This window comes from Actinopolyspora mortivallis DSM 44261 (assembly GCF_000384035.1).
Lineage (GTDB): Bacteria > Actinomycetota > Actinomycetes > Mycobacteriales > Pseudonocardiaceae > Actinopolyspora > Actinopolyspora mortivallis.
In genome coordinates, this window is the sequence record NZ_KB913024.1 from 171,198 (window position 1) to 194,341 (window position 23,144).

The 23,144-nt window shown below is 68.1% G+C and carries 23 protein-coding genes and 1 CRISPR repeat array; of the genes, 18 read left to right on the forward strand and 5 right to left on the reverse strand.

What is annotated here, in order from left to right:
* The first annotated feature begins 20 nt into the window (after positions 1-20).
* Complete coding sequence (gene rplA / locus ACTMO_RS0100945; protein ID WP_019852773.1) at positions 21-731, forward strand: 50S ribosomal protein L1; 711 nt, start codon at positions 21-23, stop codon at positions 729-731.
* 100 nt (positions 732-831) lie between these two features.
* Here the strand turns inward: rplA and ACTMO_RS0100950 are convergent, their stop codons facing one another.
* The gene (locus tag ACTMO_RS0100950; RefSeq protein WP_019852774.1) at positions 832-1,665 is read right to left on the reverse strand and encodes a hypothetical protein; all 834 of its coding nucleotides are present in this window, start codon (positions 1,663-1,665) and stop codon (positions 832-834) included.
* Between the two features lie 346 nt (positions 1,666-2,011).
* On the opposite strand from ACTMO_RS0100950, the gene rplJ reads away from it, so the two are divergent.
* The 6 genes from rplJ to ACTMO_RS22725 all read left to right on the forward strand — a co-directional run bounded on the left by rplJ (position 2,012) and on the right by ACTMO_RS22725 (position 6,965).
* Complete coding sequence (gene rplJ / locus ACTMO_RS0100955; RefSeq protein ID WP_019852775.1) at positions 2,012-2,527, forward strand: 50S ribosomal protein L10; 516 nt, start codon at positions 2,012-2,014, stop codon at positions 2,525-2,527.
* Between the two features lie 84 nt (positions 2,528-2,611).
* Positions 2,612-3,004 (forward strand): 50S ribosomal protein L7/L12, encoded by a 393-nt coding sequence (gene rplL / locus ACTMO_RS0100960; RefSeq protein ID WP_019852776.1) that lies wholly within the window; start codon positions 2,612-2,614, stop codon positions 3,002-3,004.
* Positions 3,005-3,499: 495 nt separating this feature from the next.
* On the forward strand, positions 3,500-4,000 hold the full coding sequence (locus ACTMO_RS0100965) for an STAS domain-containing protein (RefSeq protein ID WP_051099004.1): 501 nt from the start codon (positions 3,500-3,502) through the stop codon (positions 3,998-4,000).
* 83 nt (positions 4,001-4,083) lie between these two features.
* Entirely contained in the window at positions 4,084-4,860 is a 777-nt protein-coding gene (locus ACTMO_RS0100970) for a Mut7-C RNAse domain-containing protein (RefSeq protein WP_019852778.1), read from the forward strand.
* Positions 4,861-5,148: 288 nt separating this feature from the next.
* Positions 5,149-6,750, forward strand: coding sequence for an ALF repeat-containing protein (locus ACTMO_RS20010; RefSeq protein ID WP_019852779.1), 1,602 nt, complete (start codon positions 5,149-5,151; stop codon positions 6,748-6,750).
* A 65-nt stretch (positions 6,751-6,815) separates the two neighbouring features.
* Positions 6,816-6,965 (forward strand): hypothetical protein, encoded by a 150-nt coding sequence (locus ACTMO_RS22725; RefSeq protein ID WP_157062761.1) that lies wholly within the window; start codon positions 6,816-6,818, stop codon positions 6,963-6,965.
* 346 nt (positions 6,966-7,311) lie between these two features.
* Here ACTMO_RS22725 and ACTMO_RS0100980 read toward each other — a convergent pair whose 3' ends face one another.
* Both ACTMO_RS0100980 and ACTMO_RS0100985 read right to left on the reverse strand, forming a co-directional pair.
* Complete coding sequence (locus ACTMO_RS0100980) at positions 7,312-8,229, reverse strand: hypothetical protein (protein WP_019852780.1); 918 nt, start codon at positions 8,227-8,229, stop codon at positions 7,312-7,314.
* Positions 8,226-8,789: a hypothetical protein gene (locus ACTMO_RS0100985; RefSeq protein ID WP_245555986.1), complete on the reverse strand. Its 564-nt coding sequence runs from the start codon at positions 8,787-8,789 to the stop codon at positions 8,226-8,228. The genes ACTMO_RS0100980 and ACTMO_RS0100985 overlap by 4 nt, the downstream gene beginning before the upstream one ends.
* A 437-nt stretch (positions 8,790-9,226) precedes the next feature.
* Here ACTMO_RS0100985 and ACTMO_RS0100990 point away from each other — a divergent pair, with 437 nt between their 5' ends.
* The 11 genes from ACTMO_RS0100990 to ACTMO_RS21795 all read left to right on the forward strand — a co-directional run bounded on the left by ACTMO_RS0100990 (position 9,227) and on the right by ACTMO_RS21795 (position 20,812).
* Positions 9,227-10,480, forward strand: coding sequence for an ATP-binding cassette domain-containing protein (locus ACTMO_RS0100990; protein WP_084792272.1), 1,254 nt, complete (start codon positions 9,227-9,229; stop codon positions 10,478-10,480).
* The gene (locus tag ACTMO_RS0100995; RefSeq protein ID WP_019852783.1) at positions 10,477-11,268 is read left to right on the forward strand and encodes an MlaE family ABC transporter permease; all 792 of its coding nucleotides are present in this window, start codon (positions 10,477-10,479) and stop codon (positions 11,266-11,268) included. Before ACTMO_RS0100990 ends, ACTMO_RS0100995 begins: the two co-directional genes overlap by 4 nt.
* 5 nt (positions 11,269-11,273) lie before the next feature.
* Positions 11,274-12,113 (forward strand): MlaE family ABC transporter permease, encoded by an 840-nt coding sequence (locus ACTMO_RS0101000; RefSeq protein ID WP_019852784.1) that lies wholly within the window; start codon positions 11,274-11,276, stop codon positions 12,111-12,113.
* The gene (locus ACTMO_RS0101005) at positions 12,110-13,498 is read left to right on the forward strand and encodes an MCE family protein (RefSeq protein WP_019852785.1); all 1,389 of its coding nucleotides are present in this window, start codon (positions 12,110-12,112) and stop codon (positions 13,496-13,498) included. The genes ACTMO_RS0101000 and ACTMO_RS0101005 overlap by 4 nt, the downstream gene beginning before the upstream one ends.
* Entirely contained in the window at positions 13,495-14,520 is a 1,026-nt protein-coding gene (locus ACTMO_RS0101010; RefSeq protein WP_019852786.1) for an MCE family protein, read from the forward strand. The genes ACTMO_RS0101005 and ACTMO_RS0101010 overlap by 4 nt, the downstream gene beginning before the upstream one ends.
* On the forward strand, positions 14,517-15,497 hold the full coding sequence (locus ACTMO_RS0101015; RefSeq protein ID WP_019852787.1) for an MCE family protein: 981 nt from the start codon (positions 14,517-14,519) through the stop codon (positions 15,495-15,497). The genes ACTMO_RS0101010 and ACTMO_RS0101015 overlap by 4 nt, the downstream gene beginning before the upstream one ends.
* Positions 15,494-16,735, forward strand: coding sequence for an MCE family protein (locus tag ACTMO_RS0101020; RefSeq protein WP_019852788.1), 1,242 nt, complete (start codon positions 15,494-15,496; stop codon positions 16,733-16,735). Before ACTMO_RS0101015 ends, ACTMO_RS0101020 begins: the two co-directional genes overlap by 4 nt.
* Positions 16,735-17,985, forward strand: a complete 1,251-nt coding sequence (locus tag ACTMO_RS0101025) for an MCE family protein (RefSeq protein WP_019852789.1) — start codon at positions 16,735-16,737, stop codon at positions 17,983-17,985. Before ACTMO_RS0101020 ends, ACTMO_RS0101025 begins: the two co-directional genes overlap by 1 nt.
* Positions 17,985-19,091, forward strand: coding sequence for an MlaD family protein (locus ACTMO_RS0101030; protein WP_019852790.1), 1,107 nt, complete (start codon positions 17,985-17,987; stop codon positions 19,089-19,091). Before ACTMO_RS0101025 ends, ACTMO_RS0101030 begins: the two co-directional genes overlap by 1 nt.
* A gap of 115 nt (positions 19,092-19,206) precedes the next feature.
* On the forward strand, positions 19,207-19,737 hold the full coding sequence (locus ACTMO_RS0101035; RefSeq protein ID WP_019852791.1) for a hypothetical protein: 531 nt from the start codon (positions 19,207-19,209) through the stop codon (positions 19,735-19,737).
* Between the two features lie 100 nt (positions 19,738-19,837).
* Complete coding sequence (locus ACTMO_RS21795) at positions 19,838-20,812, forward strand: hypothetical protein (protein WP_019852792.1); 975 nt, start codon at positions 19,838-19,840, stop codon at positions 20,810-20,812.
* A gap of 93 nt (positions 20,813-20,905) precedes the next feature.
* A CRISPR array of direct repeats spans positions 20,906-21,482; the repeat unit is 28 nt; unit sequence GTGCTCCCCGCGCATGCGGGGATGGACC.
* A gap of 124 nt (positions 21,483-21,606) precedes the next feature.
* On the opposite strand, the gene ACTMO_RS0101045 is transcribed toward ACTMO_RS21795, so the two are convergent.
* Both ACTMO_RS0101045 and ACTMO_RS0101050 read right to left on the reverse strand, forming a co-directional pair.
* Positions 21,607-21,798, reverse strand: a complete 192-nt coding sequence (locus ACTMO_RS0101045) for a DUF397 domain-containing protein (RefSeq protein WP_019852793.1) — start codon at positions 21,796-21,798, stop codon at positions 21,607-21,609.
* The gene (locus tag ACTMO_RS0101050) at positions 21,782-22,645 is read right to left on the reverse strand and encodes a helix-turn-helix domain-containing protein (RefSeq protein WP_084791987.1); all 864 of its coding nucleotides are present in this window, start codon (positions 22,643-22,645) and stop codon (positions 21,782-21,784) included. The genes ACTMO_RS0101045 and ACTMO_RS0101050 overlap by 17 nt, the downstream gene beginning before the upstream one ends.
* Positions 22,646-23,144 lie beyond the last annotated feature (499 nt).

Here is a 23,144-nt window from a genome sequence, read left to right on the forward strand (position 1 = left end):
TCCGTGGAACAGGAACAGCAATGGCAAAGCGCAGCAAGGCGTACAAGCAGGCAGCGGCACTGGTGGACCGCAACCGGGTCTACAGTCCGAAGGAAGCCATCGAACTGGCCAAGAAGACCGCCACGACCAGGATGGACGCCACCGTCGAGGTGGCCCTGCGGTTGGGCGTGGATCCGCGCAAGGCGGATCAGATGGTCCGCGGCACCGTGAACCTGCCGCACGGTACCGGCAAGACCGCCCGCGTCGTCGTGTTCACCTCCGGCGAGAAGGCGGCCGAGGCCGAGGCCGCCGGGGCCGACGCTGTCGGCTCCGACGACTTGATCGAGCGTATCCAGGGCGGCTGGCTCGATTTCGACGCGGCCGTGGCCACCCCGGACCAGATGGCCAAGGTCGGTAAGATCGCCCGGGTGTTGGGTCCGCGTGGCCTGATGCCGAACCCGAAGACCGGCACGGTGACTCCGAACATCACCAAGGCCGTGCAGGACATCAAGGGCGGTAAGATCAGCTTCCGCGTGGACAAGCAGGCCAACCTGCACTTCGTCATCGGCAAGGTCTCGTTCTCCGACGAGGCGTTGCTGGAGAACTACGAGGCCGCCGTGGACGAGGTGCTGCGGGCCAAGCCCGCCGCCTCGAAGGGGCGCTACCTCAAGAAGGTCAGCTTCACCACCACCATGGGACCGGGCATCCAGGTGGACCCGAACCAGACCCGGAACCTGGCCGAGGCCGCCTGAGGTCTCCCGTCCCCCTACGGACGACGCACCGGGCCGTTCCCTCCTGGGAGCGGCCCGGTGTTCTTCTCGTCCCGTTTTCGGCCCGCTCGGCGGGGCGGGTTCAGTCGCAGTCGGCGCTCGTGTAGCCGTCGATCTTCCAACCTCCCGAGGGCTGGCGGCTCATGCCGAACTCCCCGAGCCGTGGGCCCCCGCTCACCCGCAGCGCGCAGGAGGACAGGCTCGCCCGGTCGCCGACGATCCGTGCCGCGTCGCGGGCGAGATCCGGGTTCTTGTAGGCGTAGCGGTCGGTGATCCGCCCGTGCAGCTTACGCGCCGCCCCGGCGCAGTCCCGTGCCTCGTGCACCCGGGCGAACTGCTCCGCGGCGGAGGGGGTGAACAGCAGGCACACGTCGGTGGGGGAGTCCCCGGCCAACAGGTCGTACACGGCCACCACCGCTCCCCGGGGGGAGGTCTGCAGCACGGCCGATCCGCGCTGCCCGCTCCCACCGCCGGAGGCACCCGGTGGGGCCTGTCTGCCGCCTCCGCCGAACATGCCGTGGTACAGGTAGGTCAGCACCAGCACGAGCACCAGCAGGTACAGCAGCCTGCGCACGAACCGGAACCGCAGCACGCGCAGCACTCTGCGGTACCAGGGACGTTGCCGGCTGTGCCCGCCCGTGCCGTCACCGCCGGGGGAGACCTCGCCGTAGCGGCGCTGCCACTCCTGGAAACGGCGGAACTCCAGGAACTGCTGGTACTCCCGGAAGGCCTCCTCGTCGGAACCGCTCGGGGGTCCGTCCCGGTCTCCGGGGGGACGCGTCGTCGGGGGCGGGGTGCCGTGCTCGGCGGGATCGGGCACCACCTCGGCGTCGACGACCTCGGGCTGGTTCGTCGCGGGGGGAGGGGTCCGCCGGGGATCTTCGGAGGATTCCGAGGGATCACGGTGATCGGCCACGACAACATCATGCCGCCCGGGGCAAGGCCCCGCCCGAGCCGGGCGCTCCGGCGGATCGGGGAACCGGTCCGCGTTCGACCACGGGGGGTGGTTTCGTCACCCCGGGAAGGGTGCCGTACCCTGGAGCGGGTTCCACCAGAGACCGCTGGTCTTCTCCTCTCCGCACGTGTGAGGAGAACGAAGGTCCCGTAGAGACGGGCGACCCGCGCAGGAGGGACGAGGCTGACGCACGCGCGAGTCGCGCGTTGGATCTTCACGCCCCGTGCCGAATGCGCCGGGGCGTTTTGTCGTCTCAGGGCTCTTCGCGACCGGCCACACAGTCGCGAGGCACTAGAGAGGAGGCGACATGGCGAGGCCCGAAAAGGTTGACGCGGTCAACGAGCTCTCGGAGAACTTCAGCAACTCGACCGCGACGGTCGTGACCGAGTACCGCGGACTGACCACGGCCCAGCTCAAGGAGCTGCGTCGTAACCTCGGTGAGGACGCGACCTACCGCGTGGCGAAGAACACGCTGGTTCGACGCGCGACCGAGCAGGCGGGTGTCGAGGGCATCGACGACCTGATCCAGGGGCCCACCGCGCTCACCTTCATCAAGGGTGAACCGGTGGACGCGGCGAAGACGCTGCGCGACTTCGCCAAGGACCACAAGGCCCTGGAGATCAAGGGCGGCTACATGGACGGCCGCCCGATCAGTGCCGGTGAGGTCGAGCGGATCGCCGACCTGGACTCGCGCGAGGTCACGCTGGGCAAGCTGGCCGGCGCGATGAAGGCGAAGCTCAACCAGGCCGCCGGCATGTTCGCCGCCCCGGCGTCCCAGGTCGCGCGGATGACCGAGGCTTTGAAGGCCAAGAAGGAAGAGTGACTTCGGGCCGCCCGTGCGGTCCGAGGCCCCCGCGAGCAACCCGTGCGCCGCGCGGCGGCGCCGTGCCGAGAAAGGAACACCACCATGGCCAAGATGAGCAACGAAGAGCTGCTGGACGTCTTCAAGGAGATGACGCTGCTGGAGCTCTCCGAGTTCGTCAAGCAGTTCGAGGAGACCTTCGACGTCACCGCGGCCGCCCCGGTCGCCGCTGCCGCCCCGGCCGCCGGTGGCGGTGCCGCCGCCGCTGAGGAGGAGGAAGAGCAGGACGAGTTCGACGTCATGCTCGACGACGCCGGTGACGAGAAGATCAAGGTCATCAAGGCTGTCCGTGAGATCGTCTCCGGCCTGGGCCTGAAGGAGGCCAAGGAGATGGTCGAGAACGCGCCGAAGCCGGTTGTCGAGAAGGTCGACAAGGAGCGTGCCAACGAGGTCAAGGGCAAGCTCGAGGAGGCCGGCGCCAAGATCAGCCTCAAGTGATCCAGCGCTTACTCTGGAAGGGGTGGTCGCCCGCTCGGGCGGCCACCCCTTTTTCGTGTCCCGGAAGTCGACTCTGCGTTGCGTGTCCGCCCACGACGCTTTATCCCCCTTTGGGGTGATTTTGTCGTGAACGGTATGTAAAAAAATGCTTCCGCTTTTCTGAGTCGAATCTGAGTGAATTCTGAGAAAACAGCACCGGGAAACACGGTGTGTGGTCGCCCCGGAGGAAGATCGAACCATGCTCCGCCTGGGTTCGATCATTCCTGTCGATCGACTGTTACCCTGCGTGCGCAGGGGTTTTGAACGTTTTCAGCTGTGAGCTGTTTCTCTTGGCGAGCGTTGTGGCCCCTGGCTACAGTCGGCGGTGACGTCGGGTCGTACGAAAAAGACTCCGAAAGGTCGCATTCGCGAGTGCGATGCGTCGTGGCGCGATCATCGAATCAAGAGCGGGACGTCGGCTCAGCGCCACCTTGGTGAAACCAAAAGGTGGATCATATGACTGAAACATCGTTTCGGGGAAGCGAATCCGTCGCCGAATACGTGCGTGCCGTGGAGGAGAGCAGCGGGAACGTGCCGTTCCGCCTGAGTACGGAGCGACCGCGGAGCGGCGTGATCGTGGTCAGCGTCTTCGGCGACCTGGACATGGTGACCGTTCCCCGCTTCACGGAGGTCGTCCAGCAGCGGGTGGACTCGTCCGCCCCGGTGATAGTGCTGGACCTGACCGGAGTGACCTTCCTCGGTGTCGAGGCGATCAAAATGCTCGCGCAGCTCGACCTGCGCGCCCATCTCTCCGGGAAGCGACTCTCGCTGGTCACCGGGGTGCGGACGGTGGACCGCCCGTTGGAGGCGCTGGGCATGGCCGCGCGGTTCACCTACGGGAGCAGGCCGGTGTTCGAACCCTACACCGGCAGTACCGAGGTGGTGCCGCCGCGTCGGTCCGGCACGACACCGCCCAGACAGCGGACCGGCGGGCAACGAACCGCGATGATTCGTTGAGTGCGGTGCGCGAACGGCAGGGGCGGGTTCCCGTGACGGCTGAACCCGCCCCTGCCTCACGTCGGAAGCCGGGGACGGCAGTCATGACCTCGCCCACCTCCGAGAGCACGAACAGTGGGGCCGGCCACGGGAGCGTGTTCGTGCGGCCCGCGCGTGAGCTGCTGGCCTTCCTCGCTCCCCGCAGACGGCGGGAACTGGTCCCGGTCCCCTACGACGGGACGGCCTCACTGGGGCACCTGGTCCAGTCGCTGGGGATGCCGTTGACCGAGGTGGGACGACTGCTGGTGGACGGCGTGCCCGCCCGGGCGGTGGACCGGCCCGCCGAAGGTGCGGTCGTGGACGTGTCACCGCCGCGGTGGCCGGAGGAGCCCGGGCACCGCTTCGTGCTGGACGTGCATCTCGGCACCCTGGCGCGCCGGATGCGGCTGCTGGGCGTCGACACCGCCTACCGCAACGACGCCACCGACGACGAGCTGCTGACCGAGTCCGCACGGCAGCGGCGCGTGCTGTTGACCAGGGATCGCGGCCTGCTGTGTCGTCGGGCGCTGTGGCGGGGGGCCTATGTCTACGGTTCCGACCCCGCCGAGCAGCAGGCCGAGGTGCTGGCGCGGTTCCGGCCGGAGCTGCGCCCCTGGAGTCGCTGCGTCTCCTGCAACGGGACGCTCTCGGAGGTTCCGAAGGACGAGGTCGCCGCCCGGCTGGAGTCCGGTACCCGCCGGTGCTACGACACCTTCGCCCGGTGCGTGGGGTGCGGGCGGGTGTTCTGGCGTGGCGCGCACGGGCCCGGCCTGCGCCGGATCGTCGAGTCGGCACGGCACCGCTCCGCGTGGCCGGAGTGGTGGGGTGGTGAGTCTGACTGACTCCCGGGGACCGGCGGTAGTCCGGCTGGGTGGTGAGGCGCCCGAAACGCCGACAACGCGGCCAGTCAGGCAGCCAGCGCGGCACAGTCTGCGGCCAGTGCCTCTGCTAACGCGGCAGCGGCCGGCGCCGCTGCCAGCGAAGCGGCCCAACAGGTCGGTGTAGCCGAGGACGCCGCCGCACACGCGGGTGAGGCCGAGGACGCGGCAGCTGAGGCCACTCGGCACGCCAATGCCGCGATCGAGGCAGCGAACGCCTCCACCACCGCGGCCGAACAGGCCCGCGAGGTCGTGAAACTGGCGCGAGAAGCCGATGCGGAGCGGCTCGCCCAGGAGAAACAGGACACGATCAATGTGGCCGAGCAGGCCAAGCAGGCCGCCCAGGAGTCCAGTGACGAGGCGGCTTGGGACGCGCGCGGGCAGGCTCGCATCGACTCCGAGACTCAGCGGCTACTCGACGCGGCGAGCGCACCCGATGCATCACCCGAGACGGTGCTGAGCAAGGGCAGGCAGGCCGCGGTCAACATCATGCGGACCGGAGGCCCCTGGAGCAGGCAGGCGGCGCAACACGCGTTGTCCGGCACCGACGCCGATATACGCCAGTGGCTCGAGTCGGGTCGGGAAGCGGCAGCGAACTCGGACAACCGTTCCCGGGTGGCTCGCATCGCGAAGCTGGAGGAACCCGCAGAGCTGCGTCAGGCCGCCGAGCAGGCGTTGCAGGGCACGGCCGCCGACATCAATGAATTCCTGGCGAATCAGGACTACCCGGGGCGTGCCACCGACGAGCGCGTCCGCGTGGTCCAGATCCTGGACGGCCCTACCGGGCCTGCCGTCAAAGAGGCGGCCGAGGCGGCGCTGAACGGTACCGAGGCGGATGTCCACCAGTTCCTCGTCGAGGGGCAGTACAGCGCTCGTGCCACCGATCACCGTGTCAACACGATCCGCATCAAGGACGGTGGTGGTCCGCACGTACGGGCGGCGGCGGAAGCGGCGCTGCGGGGCAGCCAGGCCTGGACTCGTTCGTTCGTCAAGTACGGGCAGTACATCGCCAAACAGCGTGATCACAGGATGGCTGTCCACAACGCCGAGATGAACAGGCTCGTCGAGCGAGGGTTGCAGGCGGCCGCTGACGCGCAGCGACAGGCCTACAAGGCGGCCCAGGCCGCTGCCGAGGCACGTGGCGCGGCAGCCGAAGCGAACGGCTACGCGCAGCAGGCTGCCGATTACGCGAACCAGGCGGCCGATTACGCCAGTCAGGCGCAGGCATCCGCCGACGAGGCGCGAGCAGCCGCACAGCGTGCGGCGGATTCGGCTAATGTGGCCCAGAAAGCGGCGGCTTCGGCAGAGCAGTCCGCGCATGAGACCGCGGTTTACGCTGCCAAGGCGAGGAGATCCGTTTCCGATGCGCGTAACTATGCGCGGGAGGCCTACGCCGCTGCCGACGAGGCACGTGACGCGGCACTGCAAGCGGGCGACGATGCCGTGGCAGCGGCGGAAGCGGCTGTACAAGCTCGTCAAAACTCGATTGATAAAAATCGAGAAAAGTACACTCAAAAAAGAGAAAACCGACCGGAGCTCACCGAAGAAAAAATTCGCCTGGTTGGGCATAAAATTGAAAAATGCACTGTCATTGAGCCGAACGGGAAGACAAAGAAATCTTTTTGTCTTGCCAAGGACGAGGGGTACTTCTGGGACGGAATTACGAAAGATTTGAGTATAATCGGTGGCGCGACCGGATCTGGTACGGGAGCTGGTGCGTTAATCGGTTGCGGAGCCGGTGCTGTTGCTGGCCCTCCGGGGTGTATGGCCGGAGCAGCACCTGGTAGTCTTATCGGTACGGGAGTCGGATTCTTAGGAGGCGTGACAATGGTTTTCGCGCGGCATTTATCCTAGTGAATTCGGAGGATTGTTAATTTCATGTCGTACACTCGAAAGTCGATTTACTTAAGAATTTTTCCGTGGCTCTGCCGATATCTTTTCTGATAGGATTTTTCTCCGTAAAAATTTGGCCTGATAATCTTTTCATGCAGCGCGCTGTAGCTTTTTTAGGAATGGTGGTCGTCATCTTCTTTGGCGTGCTGGCCTACTTCCACTACGCTAAGAAATAGCGGGGTTTTCGATCCGGGTGTTCGAGAAGCGCTCAAGTGCTTCTCGAACACCCGGATCTCGTATCGTGGACCGAACGAAGATTGGGCACCCGAGCGGGTCGATGGTGTGTGCCACGCCATGGTGTTGACCATAAACGGAGTGAACAGGTTGGTTTTCCTGGAGGTGTGGGTATCTCCTGTCCGGGTTTCGCATCGTGCCGAAGGATGTTCCCGGCCCTCGGGCGGAATGCGACGAACCTTTGAAGCGGAAGACGGGTGTGTGCGATCCGGGGCGAGGACCACAGCGTGGAGGCGTCGTTGACGGTCCACGGCAGCATCGACCTCGACAGGGGGCTGGTTGCCGGGTTCAGCGGGCCGCGGTGGCCTGGCACCACAGTTCGATGCGCGTGGTGCCCGTGGCGGTGGGGTCGGCGCCGTACCAGGTGGCGGTGACCCTGGTCTCCCCGTCGTCCTCCAAATGGACCGGCCGGGTCCAGGTGCCGCCGTGCAGCAGTTCCATCAGTTCGAAGGCCGCCGCCTCGGGGGTGTGCTGGATCCGCCACAGCTCCACGTCGACGCGCACCCGCCCGTTGTCCAGCATGGCGGGTTTGTCCAGCCGCACGGTGACGATCTCGCCCCACCAGAACCTGCTCAGCAGCCCGGCGAGCCTGTTGGCCTGCTCGTGGGCCTCGTGGCCGTCGCAGCCGGTGGTCTCCACCCGCAGCAGCAATCGGCAGTCGTTCCGGTTCCTCCGCGTGGCCGACACGGGGGTGGCCACGACCTCCTCGAACTCCTCGGCGGGGTCGTCGAACTCGTCGAGGATCTCCTCGAGGTCGACGTCCTCCGGCGTGGTCGGCCAACCCGGGTCGTGCACCGCCAACTCGTGGTCCACCGTGGACGACGGGAGCAGGTCGGCGCGCTCGCGCAGCGGTTCGCACAGCCGGGCCACCCCGTCCGCGCCGGTGTTCGTGGGGTGTTCGTGCGCGGAGACCCCGAGAGCTCCCAGGCGTTCGGAGGCGATGCGCAGGCAGGCTTGGCGTCCGTCCTCGGTGCCGGGCTCGTAGCCGTCGTGGCGGACCAGCCGCACCCGGTGTCCGCCGTCGGGATCGGCGGTGACCTCGAAGTCGGTGGGGACGAAGGCGTCGAGCAGGGCGTGGCAGTCCCCCATCACCGCCCCGAAGTCGGTCTCGGACAGCGTGAGCACCAACACCGTGACCACGAACGGGGGGCTGTCCTCCGGGGAGAAGCGACCGTGGGACTCGGGTTCTTCGTGATGGGCGGTCATGCGTTATCGGTGTCCCACGGGTCGTTTCCGATGGTGGCGCGCAGCTGGTAGTGCACACACGAGGGATGGATCAGTGCGGCTTCCTCCGGGCTCTTCGAGCAGTCCTCCACGGCCCAGCCCTGGTCGGGGTCGAAGAGGATGTTGTAGTCCGAGGCCAGGCCGAGGGCGTGCAGCACGCGGTCGCTCCACACCTCCACGTCCCGCAGGGTGCGGGCGGAGGCGGTGTTGGTGGTGCCGACCAGCACGTCGAACTCGTGGTGGCCGTGCTCGGGGGAGTGGTGCAGCACACAGTGCCTGGGTTCGAGTTTCGCCAGCAGCGGCCCGAACTCCCGGGCGGCCTCGGCCGTCGACTCGCTGGTGACGAGCAGGTGCAGCCCCACGGTCACGTCGTCGTGTCGGACCTCGTTCAACGCGGCCCCCACTCCACGTCGCGGAGGGTCACCGATCCGGGACCGCGCGTGGCCGTCGTCGGTGAGCATCGTCCGCCGGGGCCGTGTGTCGGGGCGTGCGTGGGCAGCGTGCCCTCCTCCTCGTCGTCGTGCCGATGCCTCCCGCGCCATGCTAGCTGCTCTTTCGGGCTGGTGGCGAGGGGTTTTGCGGCTACGTCAACCGTCCGAGGGCCCGGTGTGGTGTACGGCACGTGCGACGGGGAATCGGGAGTCCTCAGTGGAGGGAATTCTCGCACGGGGCGTGCCGGAAGGGCCCTTCGGGGTGGCCGTCGTGTCCGCCGGTGGGGTCCCGAAGGGGCTGAAGCGGGTCCGTCCGGTCGAGGGCCACGACTCCGTCCGGACCGGCACGGTTGGTCCGAACAGGTGTGTCCCGACATGTGGATACGTCGAAATCGGCTCCCATCCCGGGAGTAACCCCTGTCACATCCGCCTCGTTGGGGGTGTGACACGTTCTACACAGGTTAGTCGTGTCACACGAAAGGGACTGGCTGCCCGAGCCCACACCGGAAGGGCCGGTGCGGGTGCCGACAAGCGACGCGGAGGTGCGGATGGGTGTCGAAGTGACCGTCGAGGGGCTGTCCAAGTCCTTCGGGTCGCAGAACATCTGGTCCGACGTCACACTGACCCTGCCCACCGGCGAGATCAGCGTGCTGCTCGGTCCTTCCGGGACCGGCAAGTCGGTGTTCCTGAAGGCGCTGGTCGGACTGCTCACCCCGGAGCGGGGCAGGGTCGTCATCAACGGGGTGGACGTCTGCGACTGCTCGGAGAGCCAGCTCTACGAGGTGCGCAAGCTCTTCGGCGTGCTGTTCCAGGACGGCGCGCTGTTCGGTTCGATGAACCTCTACGACAACATCGCCTTCCCACTGCGCGAGCACACCAACAAGGGCGAGACCGAGGTCCGCCGCATCGTGCGGGAGAAGATGGAGATGGTCGGCCTCGTCGGGTCCGAGACCAAACTGCCCGGTGAGATCTCCGGCGGGATGAAGAAACGCGCCGGGCTGGCCCGCGCCCTGGTGCTCGACCCCGAGATCGTGCTGTTCGACGAGCCCGACTCGGGACTCGACCCGGTGCGCACCGCCTATCTCAACCAGCTCATCGTCGACCTCAACGCGCAGACCGACGCCACGTTCCTGATCGTCACCCACGACATCAACACCGCCCGCACCGTCCCCGACAACATCGGGATGCTCTACCGGCGGCACCTGGCCATGTTCGGCCCGCGCGAGATGCTGCTGACCTCCACCGAGCCCGCCGTGGAACAGTTCCTCAACGGCCGCAGGGCGGGACCCATCGGCATGAGCGAGGAGAAGGACGCGGGCCAGACCGCGGCCGAACTCGCCGCGCTCGGCGCGGACAGCGGAGTCCCCGAGATCATCCCCCAGCTCGGGGTGTCGGCGGGTGTGCCCGACAGGGCCGCCGTCCACCGCAGGCAGGAGCGGGTGATCTCCGAGCTGGACACGCTCGCCCCCGGCGCCAGACAGGCCGTGATCAACAGTCTTCCGCCGGAGGAACGTGCCCGGCACGGACTGGGCACTCCGGACGCCCCCGCCGGGCAGGGCCTCTCCGGAACCCTCCCCACGGAGAACCTGCCCACCGACCGCATCGCCACCCTCCCGGAACAGTCCACACCGGACACCGCTCCGGACGAGGGGGCTGGTGTGTGGTCGCAGAACGCGGCCCGGCGGGTTCCCCGGCCCACCCCGCATCCCCGGTCCGTCCCGGAACCGCCCGCGGGCGAGGCCGAGCCCGAACCGGTGGGAGGCCGCAGACGCCGCTGGTTCCGCAAGCGGGGTGAGCGGTGAGCACACCCACCCGCGCCACCTTTCCCGGAGCGGGTGCCCTGCGCGAGACCGGCCGGCTCTTCGCGCTCGGACTCGACGTGCTCCGGTTGCTGCCCAAACGCCCCTTCCAGTTCCGCGAGTTCGTCCAGCAGTGCTGGTTCATCGCCGGGGTGACGATCCTGCCCACCGCCCTGGTGGCCATCCCCTTCGGCGCCGTCATCGCGCTCCAGCTCGGCTCGCTGACCGAGCAGCTCGGCGCCCAGGCGTTCACCGGGGCCGCCAGCGTGCTGGCGATCATCCAGCAGGCCAGCCCCATCGTCACCGCGCTGCTCATCTCCGGGGCCGGGGGTTCGGCGATCTGCGCCGACCTCGGCTCCCGCAAGATCCGTGACGAGATCGACGCGATGGAGGTGCTCGGGGTCTCGCCGGTCCAACGGCTCGTGGTGCCGCGCGTGCTCGCGGCGATGCTGGTGGCGGTGCTGCTCAACGGGATGGTCAGCGTCGTCGGAGTGCTCGGGGGCTACTTCTTCAACGTGATCATGCAGGGCGGCACCCCCGGGGCCTACATGGCCAGTTTCGGGGCGCTGGCCCGACTGTCCGACGTCTGGGTCGGCGAGTTCAAGGCGCTGGTCTTCGGGTTCATCGCCGGAGTCGTCGCCGCCTACCGCGGGCTCAACCCGCCGCCGGGGCCGAAAGGAGTGGGTGAGGCGGTGAACCAGTCGGTGGTGGTCACCTTCCTGCTGCTGTTCGCGGTGAACTTCATCGTCACGCTGCTGTACCTGCAGATCTTCCCGGCGCAGAGGATGTGAGGGCGATGACCACGATCCCCCGGCGCCTGCGCCGGATCGCGACCCGCCCGCTGCGCACGCTGGACGAGCTGGGCGAGCAGATGGCCTTCTACCTGCGGGTGCTGGCCTGGATCCCCAAGGCGGTGCTGCGCTACTTCCGGGAGGTGCTGCGGCTGCTGGCCGAGGTCAGCTTCGGCAGCGGCGCGCTCGCGGTGATCGGCGGCACCGTCGGCGTGATGATCGGGCTGACCATGTTCACCGGGGTGGTGGTCGGACTACAGGGCTACGCCGCGCTCAACCAGCTCGGCACCGCCGCCTTCTCCGGGTTCGTCTCCGCCTACTTCAACACCCGCGAGATCGCCCCGCTGGTGGCCGGGCTCGCGCTGTCGGCCACGGTGGGCTCCGGTTTCACCGCCCAGCTCGGGGCCATGCGCATCTCCGACGAGATCGACGCGCTGGAGGTCATGGGCATCCCCAGCCTGCCCTACCTGGTCAGCACCCGGGTGGTGGCCGGGTTCGTGGCCGTCGTCCCGCTGTACGTGCTCGGGCTGCTCAGCTCCTACCTGGCCTCCCGCGCGGTCACGATCTTCGTGCACGGACAACCCGCCGGTACCTACGACACGTACTTCAACCTCTTCCTGCCACCGGAGGACGTGCTCTGGTCCTTCGGCAAAGTGCTCGTGTTCAGCGTGGTGGTGATCATGACGCATTGCTACTTCGGCTACCGCGCCAGCGGTGGCCCCGCCGGGGTGGGCGTCGCCGTCGGCCGCGCCGTGCGCACCGCGATCGTGTCCACGGCGGTACTGGACCTGCTGCTGAGCCTGGCCATCTGGGGCTCCACGACCACGGTGAGGATCGCGGGATGAGCAGGCGCGGGAAGGCGAACACGGTCACCCGGCGCCTCATGGGCGTGGCGCTGCTGATGAGCATGGTGCTGTTCGTCAGCCTGACCGTCGCCGTCTACAGGAAGGCCTTCGAACCGGCGGTGGAGGTGCGGCTGCGTGCCTCCTCCACCGGCAACCAGCTCAACCCGCGTTCGGACGTGAAGGTGCGCGGGATGCGGGTCGGCGAGGTGCGCGAGGTCGACGCCGACGGCAGGCGGGCGGTGCTGGAACTGGCCCTGGAGCCGGACAAGGCGGACAAGATTCCCGCCAACGTGACCGCGCGGCTGCTGCCGACCTCGCTGTTCGGTTCGCGCTACGTGTCACTGAGCATCCCGGAGGAACCGGCGCGGTCCTCGCTGTCCGACGGGGACGTGATCACCCAGGACCGCACCGAGGCCTCGGTGGAACTGCAGAACGTGCTCTCCGAGACGCTCGAGGTGCTGCGCGCGGTGCGGCCCTCGAAGCTGGCGAGCACCTTGGAGGCGCTGGACACCGCCCTCGACGGGCGGGGCGAGGACCTCGGGCGGACCCTGAGCCGGCTCAACAGCTACCTGGAGGGGTTCAACCCGGCCCTGCCCGACCTCGAACGCAGCCTCCGGGAACTGGTGGGGGTGGCCGAGACCTACGAGGAGGCCGCCCCGGACGTGCTCACCGCGCTGCGCGACCTGACCACCACCTCGAAGACGCTGGTCGAACAGCGCGCCGCACTGTCCGAACTGACCGAGCGGACCACCGCGACCTCCGAGAACCTGAACGGGTTCCTGCGTGAGAACCGCGAGAACCTGATCCGGATCAACTCCTCGGCGCGGCCCACCCTGGACGTGCTGGCCGAGTACGCCCCCGAGTACCGCTGCTTCCTGCGGGACATGGCCGAGTTCGTCCCCCGGATCGACCGGGCCTTCGGCAAGGGCACCGACGAACCCGGGCTGCACATCACCCTCGAGATCACCTCCGACCGCGGCAAGTACGTCCCCGGCCGGGACGAACCGGTCTACGGTGACCAACGCGGCCCCCGCTGCTACAACTTCGAGAACGCACCCAGCCCCTTCCCGCAGTATCCGCCCGACGGTCCCGTCAAGGACGGCTCCTACAAGCCGCCGCCGGCGCGGACCTCCAACGAGGGACTCAACCCTCCCTCCGGAGGGGAGGAGTACCTGCCCACCGGCCAGCGGGAGCAGGACACCGCGGCGAGCACCACGCCCCAGTCGGTGGACGGAGGCGGCGAGCTGGCCAACTCCGCGGCCGAGCAGAGGTTCATCGCCACCGTGCTCGCCCCGAGTCTGGGGGTTGAGCCCGACGAGGTGCCCGACTGGAGCTCGCTGCTGGTCGGCCCGCTGCTGCGCGGAAACGAGGTGAGCTACCGATGAACGGGCGTTCGGTCACCGGACCGCTGGTCAAGTTCGCCGCCTTCGTGCTGGTGACCGTGTTGGCCACCGGCACCCTGGTGCTGACCATCTCCAACAGCGGGCTGCGTTCGGCCGAGACCTACTCGGCGCTGTTCACCGACGTCACCGGGCTCAAGTCCGGCGACGACGTGCGGATCTCGGGAGTGCGGGTCGGCCAGGTGGAGGACATCGAGCTGGTCCGCCACGGAACGGCCAAAGTGGACTTCAGTGTCTCCGAGCGGCGGCTGCCCCGCTCGGTACGCGCCGAGATCCAGTGGCGCAACCTGATCGGCGAACGCTACCTCGCCCTGGAACAGGGCACCGGCGAGGTCGACGAGTACCTGCAACGGGGCGCGACCATCCCGGTGGAGCGGACCCGGCCGCCGCTGGACCTCAACGCGCTGCTGGGCGGTTTCCAACCGCTGTTCCGGGCACTGTCGCCCGAGGAGGTCAACAAGCTCTCCTTCGAGATCATCCAGGTGTTGCAGGGCCAGTCCGGCACCGTGCGGAGCCTGCTGGCGCACACCGCCTCGCTGACCGAGACCATCGCCGCCAAGGACGAGGTGATCGGCCAGGTCGTCGACAACCTCAACAGCGTGCTGGGCACGGTCGACCAGCGGCGGCGGCAGCTGTCCGAGTCGGTGGCCACGCTGCAGGAACTCGTCTCCGGACTCGCCGCCGACCGCGACACGGTCGGCAGCGCCGTCGCGGCCATGGACGAGCTCACCAACACCACCGCCGACCTGGCCGGGCGGGCCCGCGAACCGCTGCGCCAGGACATCGCCGGGCTGCGGGAGGTCTCCCGCAACCTCAACGAGAACAAGGAGGAGGTCCGCGACTTCCTGCAGACCACCCCGGACAAGCTCACCACGATCACCAGGACCGCCAGCTACGGCTCCTGGTTCAACTTCTACGTGTGCGAACTGTCCGGCACGGTCGGCATCGGCGAGGCCGAACTGCCCCTGCCACTGATGCCGGTCACCCAGCCGAGGTGCCGATCATGAAATCCTTCCAGAAGCGAGATCCCGTCATCACGGGGGTGGCCGGGCTGCTGGTGCTGGCGCTCGGGTTTCTGCTCGCGATGAACTACAAGAGCCTGCCCTTCGTCTCCGGAACCACCTACACGGCCCACTTCAGCGAGGCGGGTGGGCTCGCCGAGGGCGACACCGTCCGCATCGCCGGGGTGCGGGTCGGCACGGTCCAGGGGGTCGACCTCGACGGCGGGCACGTGAAGGTGACCTTCGACGTCTCCGACGCCTGGGTCGGTGACCGCACCCACGCCGCCATCAAGGTCGGAACCCTGCTGGGCAAGAAGTACCTCGCCCTGGACACCCGGGGGGAGGCGGAACAGGACAACTCCGAACCGATCCCGCTGCGGCGCACCATGTCGCCCTACGACGTGATCGAGACGTTCAGCCGGCTGTCCGAGACCGTCGACGAGGTCGACACCGGCCAACTGGCCGAGAGCTTCCGCACCCTCTCGGAGACCTTCTCCGGCACCGGTGAGGACATGCGCGGCACCCTGCGCGGACTGTCCCAACTGTCCGAGACCGTGTCCGAACGGGACCGGAAACTGAAGGAACTGCTCGGCAAGACCAGCAGGGTCGCCACGACCGTGGCCGAACGCAACACCGAGATCGAGAAGCTGCTGCGCGACAGCAACCACCTGCTGGCCGAACTGCGCCAGCGCAGGGACGCCATCCGGTCCCTGCTCGACGGGGTGGAGGAACTGTCCCGCCAGCTCACCGGTCTGGTCGAGGACAACCAGTCCCAGATCCAACCGGCCCTGAAGCAGCTCGACGAGGTCACGAAGCTGCTGCGTGACAACCAACGGAACCTGGGCGAAACCATCGAACGCATGGCCCCGTTCACCAGGCTGTTCTCCAACGTGCTCGGCAACGGGCGCTGGTTCGACGTCTACCTGTGCGGGCTGCTGCCACCCGCCGTCGGGCCGGTCAACCAGGAGGGGTGTCTGCCATGAGCCGATCGGGCAAACCTCCCATCACCCGCGCGATCGCGCTGAGCAGTGTGCTCGCGCTGCTGGTCAGCGCAGCCGTGTGGTGGGTGTTCGTCGGAGTGGACCAGCGGCGCGTCGTCGCCTACTTCGACAACGCCGTGGGTCTCTACGAGGGCGGGGAAGTCCGGGTGCTCGGTGTGCGCGTGGGCAGCATCGACACGGTCACCCCCCAGCCCCGGCGCGTCCGGGTGGAGATGAGCGTGCGCCGCACCCTGGAGATTCCCGCCGACGCGAAAGCCGCGGTGATCTCGCCCAGCGTGGTCAGCGGACGTTTCGTGCAGCTCACCCCGGTGTACCGGGGCGGTCCGACCCTCTCCGACGGCGCGACCATACCGTTGGAACGCACCGTCACCCCCGTGGAGATCGACGAGGTCTACGAGAGCCTCAACGAACTGTCCACCGCGCTCGGCCCGGAGGGGGCCAACTCCGACGGGGCGTTGAGCGACCTGCTCGACACCGGCGCGCGGAACCTGGACGGCAACGGCAAGCTGCTCTCCACCACCCTGCGCGACCTGGGTGAACTCGGCGACACCCTGTCCGGCAACAGTGAGGAGCTGTTCGACACGGTCGACAAGCTGCAGAAGATCACCTCGAACCTCGCCGACAACGACGGGCAGGTGCGCGGGTTCAACAGCCAGATGCGCGAGATCAACAGCCTGCTGGCCGGCCAACGCGACGACCTGGACCGGGCACTGTCCGAACTGGCCGTCGCGCTGGAGAGGGTGAACTCCTTCGTACGGGACAACCGGGAGAAGGTGCACAGCAACGTCGAGCAGCTCGCCTCGGTCGCCGAGGTGGTCTCCCAACAGAACGCCGCGCTGCGGGAAACCCTGACCAACGCCCCGCTGGCGCTGGGCAACCTACAGAACTCCTACAACGCCGCCTCGGGAACCCTGGACACCAGGGCCAACCTCAACGAACTGCGCCAACCGCCGCTGGTGCTGCTGTGCAAGCTGTTCCGCCAGATCCGCCCCGAAGGCGGCGGGCAGCGGGCCCGCGCCGTCGAGGTGCCCCGGGGGTTGAGTTCCGGCTGCGAGTCGGTGCGGGAGTTCCTGGGCAACGGCGGACAGCTGCCCAACCCCGCCGAGACGATCTCCGAGCTGCAACGCGGCGGGCGCCCCGACCTTCCGCTGCCGCTGAAGCACAGCAGCGACAGGCTCTTCGGCGACTCGGACGGGACCGGCTCGAAAGGACAGGGCTGATGGCGAAGGCGGACGGATCCCCGCGCACGAACCGCGGCCCGCGCTCGGCGGTGGTGTCGGTCCTGCTCGCGCCGCTGCTGCTCACCGCGGGCTGCGGGCTCGGCGACTTCGAGGGGGTGCACAGCATGCCCCTGCCCGGCGGGGCGGACGTGGGCGGCGACCCCTACACGGTCGAGGCGCGTTTCGACGACGTCACCGACCTCGTCCCCAACGCGGGCGTGCGGGTCAACGACGTCCCGGTCGGCCGGGTCTCCGAGGTCGACCTCGGAGACGACTCCTGGCAGGCCGAAGTGACCATGGTGGTCCACTCGAAGGTCGACCTCCCGGAGAACGCGCTGGCCAAGATCGAACAGTCCAGTCTGCTCGGGGAGAAGTACGTGGAGCTGTACCCGCCGCCGGAGACGGAACGGGCCACCGGCAGCCTCGGCGACGGCGACGTGATCCCCATCGAACGCACCGGACGCGGCCCCGAGGTCGAGGAAGTGCTCGGCGCCCTGTCCCTGCTGCTCAACGGCGGAGCCATCGGCAAGGTGCACAACATCGCCTCCGAGCTGAACAAGGCCCTCGACGGCCGCGAGGCCGAGATACGCGGGCTGCTGGACAACATGAACCAGCTCGTGGGGGAGCTGGACGCCAACAAGGACGAGATCACCGCCGCCCTGGACAGCGTGAACCGGCTCAGCGCCACGCTGCGCCGACAGCGCGACAACATCGACACCGCGCTGACCGACCTGCGCCCCGGGCTGGAGGTGCTGAACAACCAGCGCGAACAACTGGTGACCATGCTGGAGTCGCTGGACAGGCTCTCCGGGGTGGCCACCGAGGTGGTCAACCAGACCAAACAGGACATCCTGCACAACCTGCGACAGCTCCAACCCGTGCTGCGCAACCTGGCCGCGGCCGGGTCGGACCTGCCGAAGTCGCTGGAGGTGCTGCTGACCTACCCGTTCACCGACTCGGCCGTCGGAGGTATCAAGGGCGACTACACCAACCTCTACATCGACGCCGACCTCAACCTGAGCCGGATCGCCGAGAACCTGGGACGCAGCAGACAACCCCTGATCGACCTTCCCGGCGAGTCCTCCAGCTCCCAGCTTCCCGACCTGCCGCTGCCGCTGTCCGGCGAGGACTCCGCACCCGCGCCGCCGGAGGAACAGCGGAAGGAGGCCCCGAGCTCGCAGAACGAACAACAGCGGAAACCGGACTCCGGCGGCGACGGGCCGCTGGGTTTCCTGTTCGGAGGTGACTGATGCTCACCCGCGGAGCACGCGCGAAGATCGCCGCCTTCCTCGTCGTGGCCCTGGTGGGTGTCAGCTACGCCGGGGCCAGGTACGCGGAGCTGGACAGGCTGTTCGGGCCACGGGGCTACGTGGTGACGATGAAGGTGGACAGCTCGGGTGGGGTCTTCTCCAACGCCGAGGTGACCTACCGGGGGGTGCGGGTCGGACGGGTCGGCGAACTCCGACTCACCGAGGAGGGCGTCGAGGTGCCGCTGGACATCGAACCCTCCGCGCCCGAGATCCCCGCCGACGTGCGGGCCGTGGTGGCCAACCGTTCGGTGGTCGGCGAGCAGTACGTGGACCTGCGCCCCCGCGGCGAGGGCGGGCCCTATCTGCACGGGGGCTCGGTCATCCGACGACGGGACACCAGCACCCCGCTGCCGGTGGAGGAACTGCTGCACAACGTGAACTCCCTCGTCGAGTCCGTGCCGGAGGACTCGCTGCGTACCGTGGTCGACGAACTCGGAACCGCCTTCGAGGGCAACGGCCAGCACCTGCAACGGGTGCTGGACACCACCGAGGAGTTCACCGCCGAGGCACAGCGCCACCTGCCCCAGACCAGGAAACTGCTCGCCGACGCGACCACGGTGCTGGCCACCCAGAACGAGCAGTCCTCGGCCATCCGCTCGTTCAGCTCGGACCTGCGGCTGGTCGCCGAACAGCTGCGTGCCTCCGACGGGGACGTCCGCAAGGTGCTGCGCCGTGGCCCCGGCACCGCGCGTCAGCTCGGCGAGGTGCTGGACGAGACCGGCCCGGAGGTCTCGGCGCTGCTGACCCACGGGGTTCCCACCGCCCGGGCCCTGGCGGACAACAACGCCGGGCTGGAGCAGATGTTCGTCACCTACCCGGCCATCACGGCGGGCGGGTTCACCGTCGCCCCCGGCGACGGCACCGCGCACTTCGGACTGGCCCTCAACGTTTTCGACCCGCTGCCCTGTGTCTACGACGGAACCGAACGCCGCGCGGGCAACGAACTCGCCCCGGTTCCGCTGAACAGTGACGCGCGCTGCGAGGTTCCCGAGGACAGCCCGACCACGGTGCGCGGGGCCCGCAACGCCCCCGAGGGGCGACGCTGAGCACGAGCGAGCAGAGCTTCCGGCCTCGGCGCGGTCCACCGGTCGGACCGGGCAAGCCGGTCCCCGGAGCAAGGACCGTGACCGAACACCGCTGTCGAGTCGGGAAAGGACTCCCATGAACACGACGGGTTCACCGAAGACCAGGCCCGCACGGTGGTGGACCGTGCCGACCGCCGCCGCGCTGCTGGCGCTCAGCGTGCTCGCGGCGGGCTGGTTCGGTGTCTCCTGGGCACTGGCGGCCCACGACTCCTCCGTCGAGCTGGCGGCCACCCGCGACCGGGTGCTGCGGGCGGGCAGGCAGGCGGTGATCAACTACAACTCGATCGACCACAACCGGGCGCAGCGGGACATGGACCGGGCGTTGCGGGGCACCACCGGGCCGCTGCGTGACGTGCTGGAGAACAGCCGTGAACAGCGTGTCGGGCAGATCACCGAGAAGAAGGCCGTCATGCGGGCGAAAGTGCTGGACGCGGCCCTGACCGAACTCAACGTCCGCGCGGGCAAGGCCCGGATGATCGCCGGTTACAAGATCACACGAACGCTCGACGGGGGCAAGCCGTCGACCAGTCGTTGGCGGGTTCGCGTGGAACTCACCAGAACGGACCAGAAGTGGAAGATGAGCAGGATGACCCCGACCGCGCTGTAGGAAGCCCGCACCACGGGCCAGTGGTGACAGGTTCGTCCGAGCATCCCGCCGGAGAGGTCCGGGCGGCCCCGGCGGTTTCGAGTCGTTTCGAGGAGACGCCGTGAACGTTCCACGTCGCGCCGCACGCAGCCGCGGCGACGCTCCCTCCCGCAAGCCCCGTGTCGCCGGGACCAGAAACCGTGCTTCCGCCCGCGAGGAGGCCGGCACGCGGGAGAACGGCGTGCGCCCCGCCGAGGGGGAGACCGCGCCCGAGGAGGAACGGGACACCGACGTTCCCGAGCGGCACCGGCCGGATCCGGAAACCCTCACCGACGCCGGGGAGGCCGAGGAGGCCGGGAACTCCGACGAGCACGGGAACTCCGACGAGCACGCGCGGGGCTCCTCGACACGGGACGAGGAGGACAGCGGGACCCCGGAGGCGGTCACCCCGGAACCCTCCGAGGCGGAGTGGGACTCCGAGAGAGCGGAGGACTCCGAGGTGGATGCGGTGGAGACCGGCGAGGACACGGCCGCGCGGCCCACGGCGGGCGGCTCCGGGCGTGGTGGCTGGTTCGCTCCGTCGAGCAGGCCCACGACGGTGGCCGCGGTGTTGCTGGTGCTGGCCCTCGGGATCGCCGGGTTGGCCTACTGGTTCCACGAGGAGGCGCACTCGTTGCGCCACGAAGGACCGGCGGCCAACGAGGCGCTCGTGGACGAGGCCGCCACCAGCGAGGTCAAGGGCCGGATCAGCACCGCCGTGGAGAAGCTGTTCTCCTACGACTACTCGAACGTGGAGAAGACGGACAAGGCCGCCGAGAAGTTCCTGACCGACGAGGCCGTCGAGCAGTACGAGACCATGTTCGAAACGGTGCGCGAGCAGGCCCCCGAACAGAAGATGGTGCTCACCAGCACCGTCACCAACGCCGGGGTCACCCTGTTGCAGGACGACCGTGCCGAGGTGCTGCTGTTCGTCAACCAGGACGCCACCAGCACGGCCAACGGAAAGAGCGGGGTGTACCCCGCCCAGCTCACGGTGCGGGCGCAGAAACGCGACGGCACGTGGAAGATCACCGACATGTCGCAGTTCTCCGGGTGAGCCCGTTTTCCGAGCGGGTCCGCCTCCGACCGCGCCGAACCAAAAGTGATTCCCACAGCGGGAAAGTACTGTTAAGATCGCAGGTCACGAAGTGTGCTCCCCGCGCATGCGGGGATGGACCTCAAAGCGCCCCCAGTGTTCCTGAGCCTGTTGAGTGCTCCCCGCGCATGCGGGGATGGACCTTCCCGACGCTCGTATTCTCCCGTGGTGTTCTAGTGCTCCCCGCGCATGCGGGGATGGACCCCAGGGGTTCAAGGCAACGACGGCAATACTCAAGTGCTCCCCGCGCATGCGGGGATGGACCCTCCAACAGGTCGGCGCCGCTGATGAGCTCCTCGTGCTCCCCGCGCATGCGGGGATGGACCTGCTGCGGTTGAGATGGTTGCGCAGCTCCTCCAGTGCTCCCCGCGCATGCGGGGATGGACCCACGCCGAGGCGAATCAACTTCTCGCGGTACATGTGCTCCCCGCGCATGCGGGGATGGACCATCCGGCCCGATCTCGCCCCACCGGGTGCCGACGTGCTCCCCGCGCATGCGGGGATGGACCGGCGTCCTGCGGTTCGAGCGGCTAGACTTCCGCGTGCCCCCCGCGCACGCGGGGATGGACCCGCAGCCATCAAACCCTCGCTCACCCCGGCCTCGTGCTCCCTGCGCACGCGGGGATGGGGCCGGGGTGGGCCGGTTTCAGGCAAAATCGGGCCACCTACCCCGTCCCCAGACTGGGCATGCCACGAAAAAGCGCCCCCGGGGACCACTTCAGAAGTCTCGGGGGCGCCGTGCTGTCGTTACGGACTCACTCGAAGCGGTTGTTCTTGACCGCCTCCAGGAACGCGGTCCACTGGCCGCGAGTGGTGGTGAAGTACCCGGCCGAGCGGTTCTTGGTGTCGCGTATGGCGGCGCCGTCACCGACGCGGCCGACCTCGACGCAGTTGGTGCGCTGGCCCGAGCGGCTCGACTTGCGCCAGCCCTTAGGGTGTACCGTCACTGTCGGTCTCCTTTTCGTCTGCACAGTTGGCGATGAACTCTGCCGACGCCTCGGGACTCATCGCCACGTCGTGCAGGTTAGTAACCGCATCTTGGTAGGCCTTCGCGGTGCCCGGGTTGTGCAGGGACACCGATGAGTGGTAGTGCTCCATGTGCACGATCGGCGTGGCCTTCGGGAACTCGAACAGGACGAACGAGCCCATGTGCGCCGGGTGGAGCGAGGTTGCTCCGATGCGCACCACACGCACGTCGACGTTGCTCCACTCGCTCATCTTCACGATATGCCGGAGCTGTTCGGCCATGACCGCGTGGCCGCCGATGGACTCGCGCAGAGCCGCTTCGGAAATGAAACATGTCAGGTGTGGCGCGTTCGGCTTCATGAGGATTTCGCGGCGACCGACCCGCATGAGCACCATCGTTTCGATCTCGTCGATCGAGAGATGTTGCATGACTGCCCGTGCGTAGTCCGACGTCTGCAGCAGACCGGGAACTACTCCGGTGGACACGTCGGTGATGTGGCTGGCGTTGCGCTCGAACTCGATCAGCGTGGTCAGTTCCTTGCGGGCTCCGGAGGTGGCGGTTGACAGCCAGTCGAGCTTGTCCGCGTCACGGGCCATGTTCGTGAGTCGATCCCGCGTTTGAGCGGGCACGCCGAGAGTCGTGAGGTAGGCAGCGACCAGTTCGGATGAGGGAACTGTTTCGCCGGATTCGTAGCGTTGCAGCCGTACGTGACTCACTTCGAGTTCTTTGGCGAGATCACGCAGGCTGTAGCCTGCGTTGTTTCGTACTTCGCGTAGCTCTGCGCCCAGTGCCCGCGCTTTCGGTGTTCCTCCACTGTTTCGCCGCATGAAACAAATGCTAACCAGATGGGTGTACTTCGGACGATCCCACGTTCAGGGGATTGTATCTTTGTTTTGATTAGCGTCATGCTGTTTCGCGTAACTGACGATCGAATCAGCAAGGAATGAACAAATGCCTCAGATTCCGTTTACGTGGGTGCCCGCTGATGAGGGGCGTCATGTCAGTAAGGATGTGGTGCCTGCTGGGCGGGTGCAGTTTCCCGAGGGGGGCAGGTGGTGTCCACATTGTGTGGACGGACGGTGGAGGCTTGTGAGGGCGACGTTCCCTGGCTGTGGTGGACGTGTCCGGAGTGTGACACCAGAGCCAGGGAGATCGTGGGGGCTCCGCCGCGTTCGGACGTGGGGAGGCAGGCGTGAGCGGGCCGAGTCCGGCGGCCGGGCTGGGTCTGGCCGGGCTGTGCTGGCCCCGCCGGGTGTCCTGGTCGGGGACTCTGCCGCTGGCGGCTGCGGTGAGGCGTCGACCAGGAAGCCGACACCTTCCTGGTCG

Bases quoted from the DNA above. Each gene is read 5' to 3' on its own strand.
- rplA (WP_019852773.1), top strand. From the start codon at position 21: ATGGCAAAGCGCAGCAAGGCGTACAAGCAGGCAGCGGCACTGGTGGAC.
- rplJ (WP_019852775.1), top strand. From the start codon at position 2,012: ATGGCGAGGCCCGAAAAGGTTGACGCGGTCAACGAGCTCTCGGAGAAC.
- rplL (WP_019852776.1), top strand. From the start codon at position 2,612: ATGGCCAAGATGAGCAACGAAGAGCTGCTGGACGTCTTCAAGGAGATG.
- ACTMO_RS0100965 (WP_051099004.1), top strand. From the start codon at position 3,500: ATGACTGAAACATCGTTTCGGGGAAGCGAATCCGTCGCCGAATACGTG.
- ACTMO_RS0100970 (WP_019852778.1), top strand. From the start codon at position 4,084: ATGACCTCGCCCACCTCCGAGAGCACGAACAGTGGGGCCGGCCACGGG.
- ACTMO_RS0100980 (WP_019852780.1), bottom strand. From the start codon at position 8,229: ATGACCGCCCATCACGAAGAACCCGAGTCCCACGGTCGCTTCTCCCCG.
- ACTMO_RS0100985 (WP_245555986.1), bottom strand. From the start codon at position 8,789: ATGGCGCGGGAGGCATCGGCACGACGACGAGGAGGAGGGCACGCTGCC.
- ACTMO_RS0100990 (WP_084792272.1), top strand. From the start codon at position 9,227: ATGGGTGTCGAAGTGACCGTCGAGGGGCTGTCCAAGTCCTTCGGGTCG.
- ACTMO_RS0101000 (WP_019852784.1), top strand. From the start codon at position 11,274: ATGACCACGATCCCCCGGCGCCTGCGCCGGATCGCGACCCGCCCGCTG.
- ACTMO_RS0101005 (WP_019852785.1), top strand. From the start codon at position 12,110: ATGAGCAGGCGCGGGAAGGCGAACACGGTCACCCGGCGCCTCATGGGC.
- ACTMO_RS0101010 (WP_019852786.1), top strand. From the start codon at position 13,495: ATGAACGGGCGTTCGGTCACCGGACCGCTGGTCAAGTTCGCCGCCTTC.
- ACTMO_RS0101015 (WP_019852787.1), top strand. From the start codon at position 14,517: ATGAAATCCTTCCAGAAGCGAGATCCCGTCATCACGGGGGTGGCCGGG.
- ACTMO_RS0101020 (WP_019852788.1), top strand. From the start codon at position 15,494: ATGAGCCGATCGGGCAAACCTCCCATCACCCGCGCGATCGCGCTGAGC.
- ACTMO_RS0101025 (WP_019852789.1), top strand. From the start codon at position 16,735: ATGGCGAAGGCGGACGGATCCCCGCGCACGAACCGCGGCCCGCGCTCG.
- ACTMO_RS0101030 (WP_019852790.1), top strand. From the start codon at position 17,985: ATGCTCACCCGCGGAGCACGCGCGAAGATCGCCGCCTTCCTCGTCGTG.
- ACTMO_RS0101035 (WP_019852791.1), top strand. From the start codon at position 19,207: ATGAACACGACGGGTTCACCGAAGACCAGGCCCGCACGGTGGTGGACC.
- ACTMO_RS0101050 (WP_084791987.1), bottom strand. From the start codon at position 22,645: ATGCGGCGAAACAGTGGAGGAACACCGAAAGCGCGGGCACTGGGCGCA.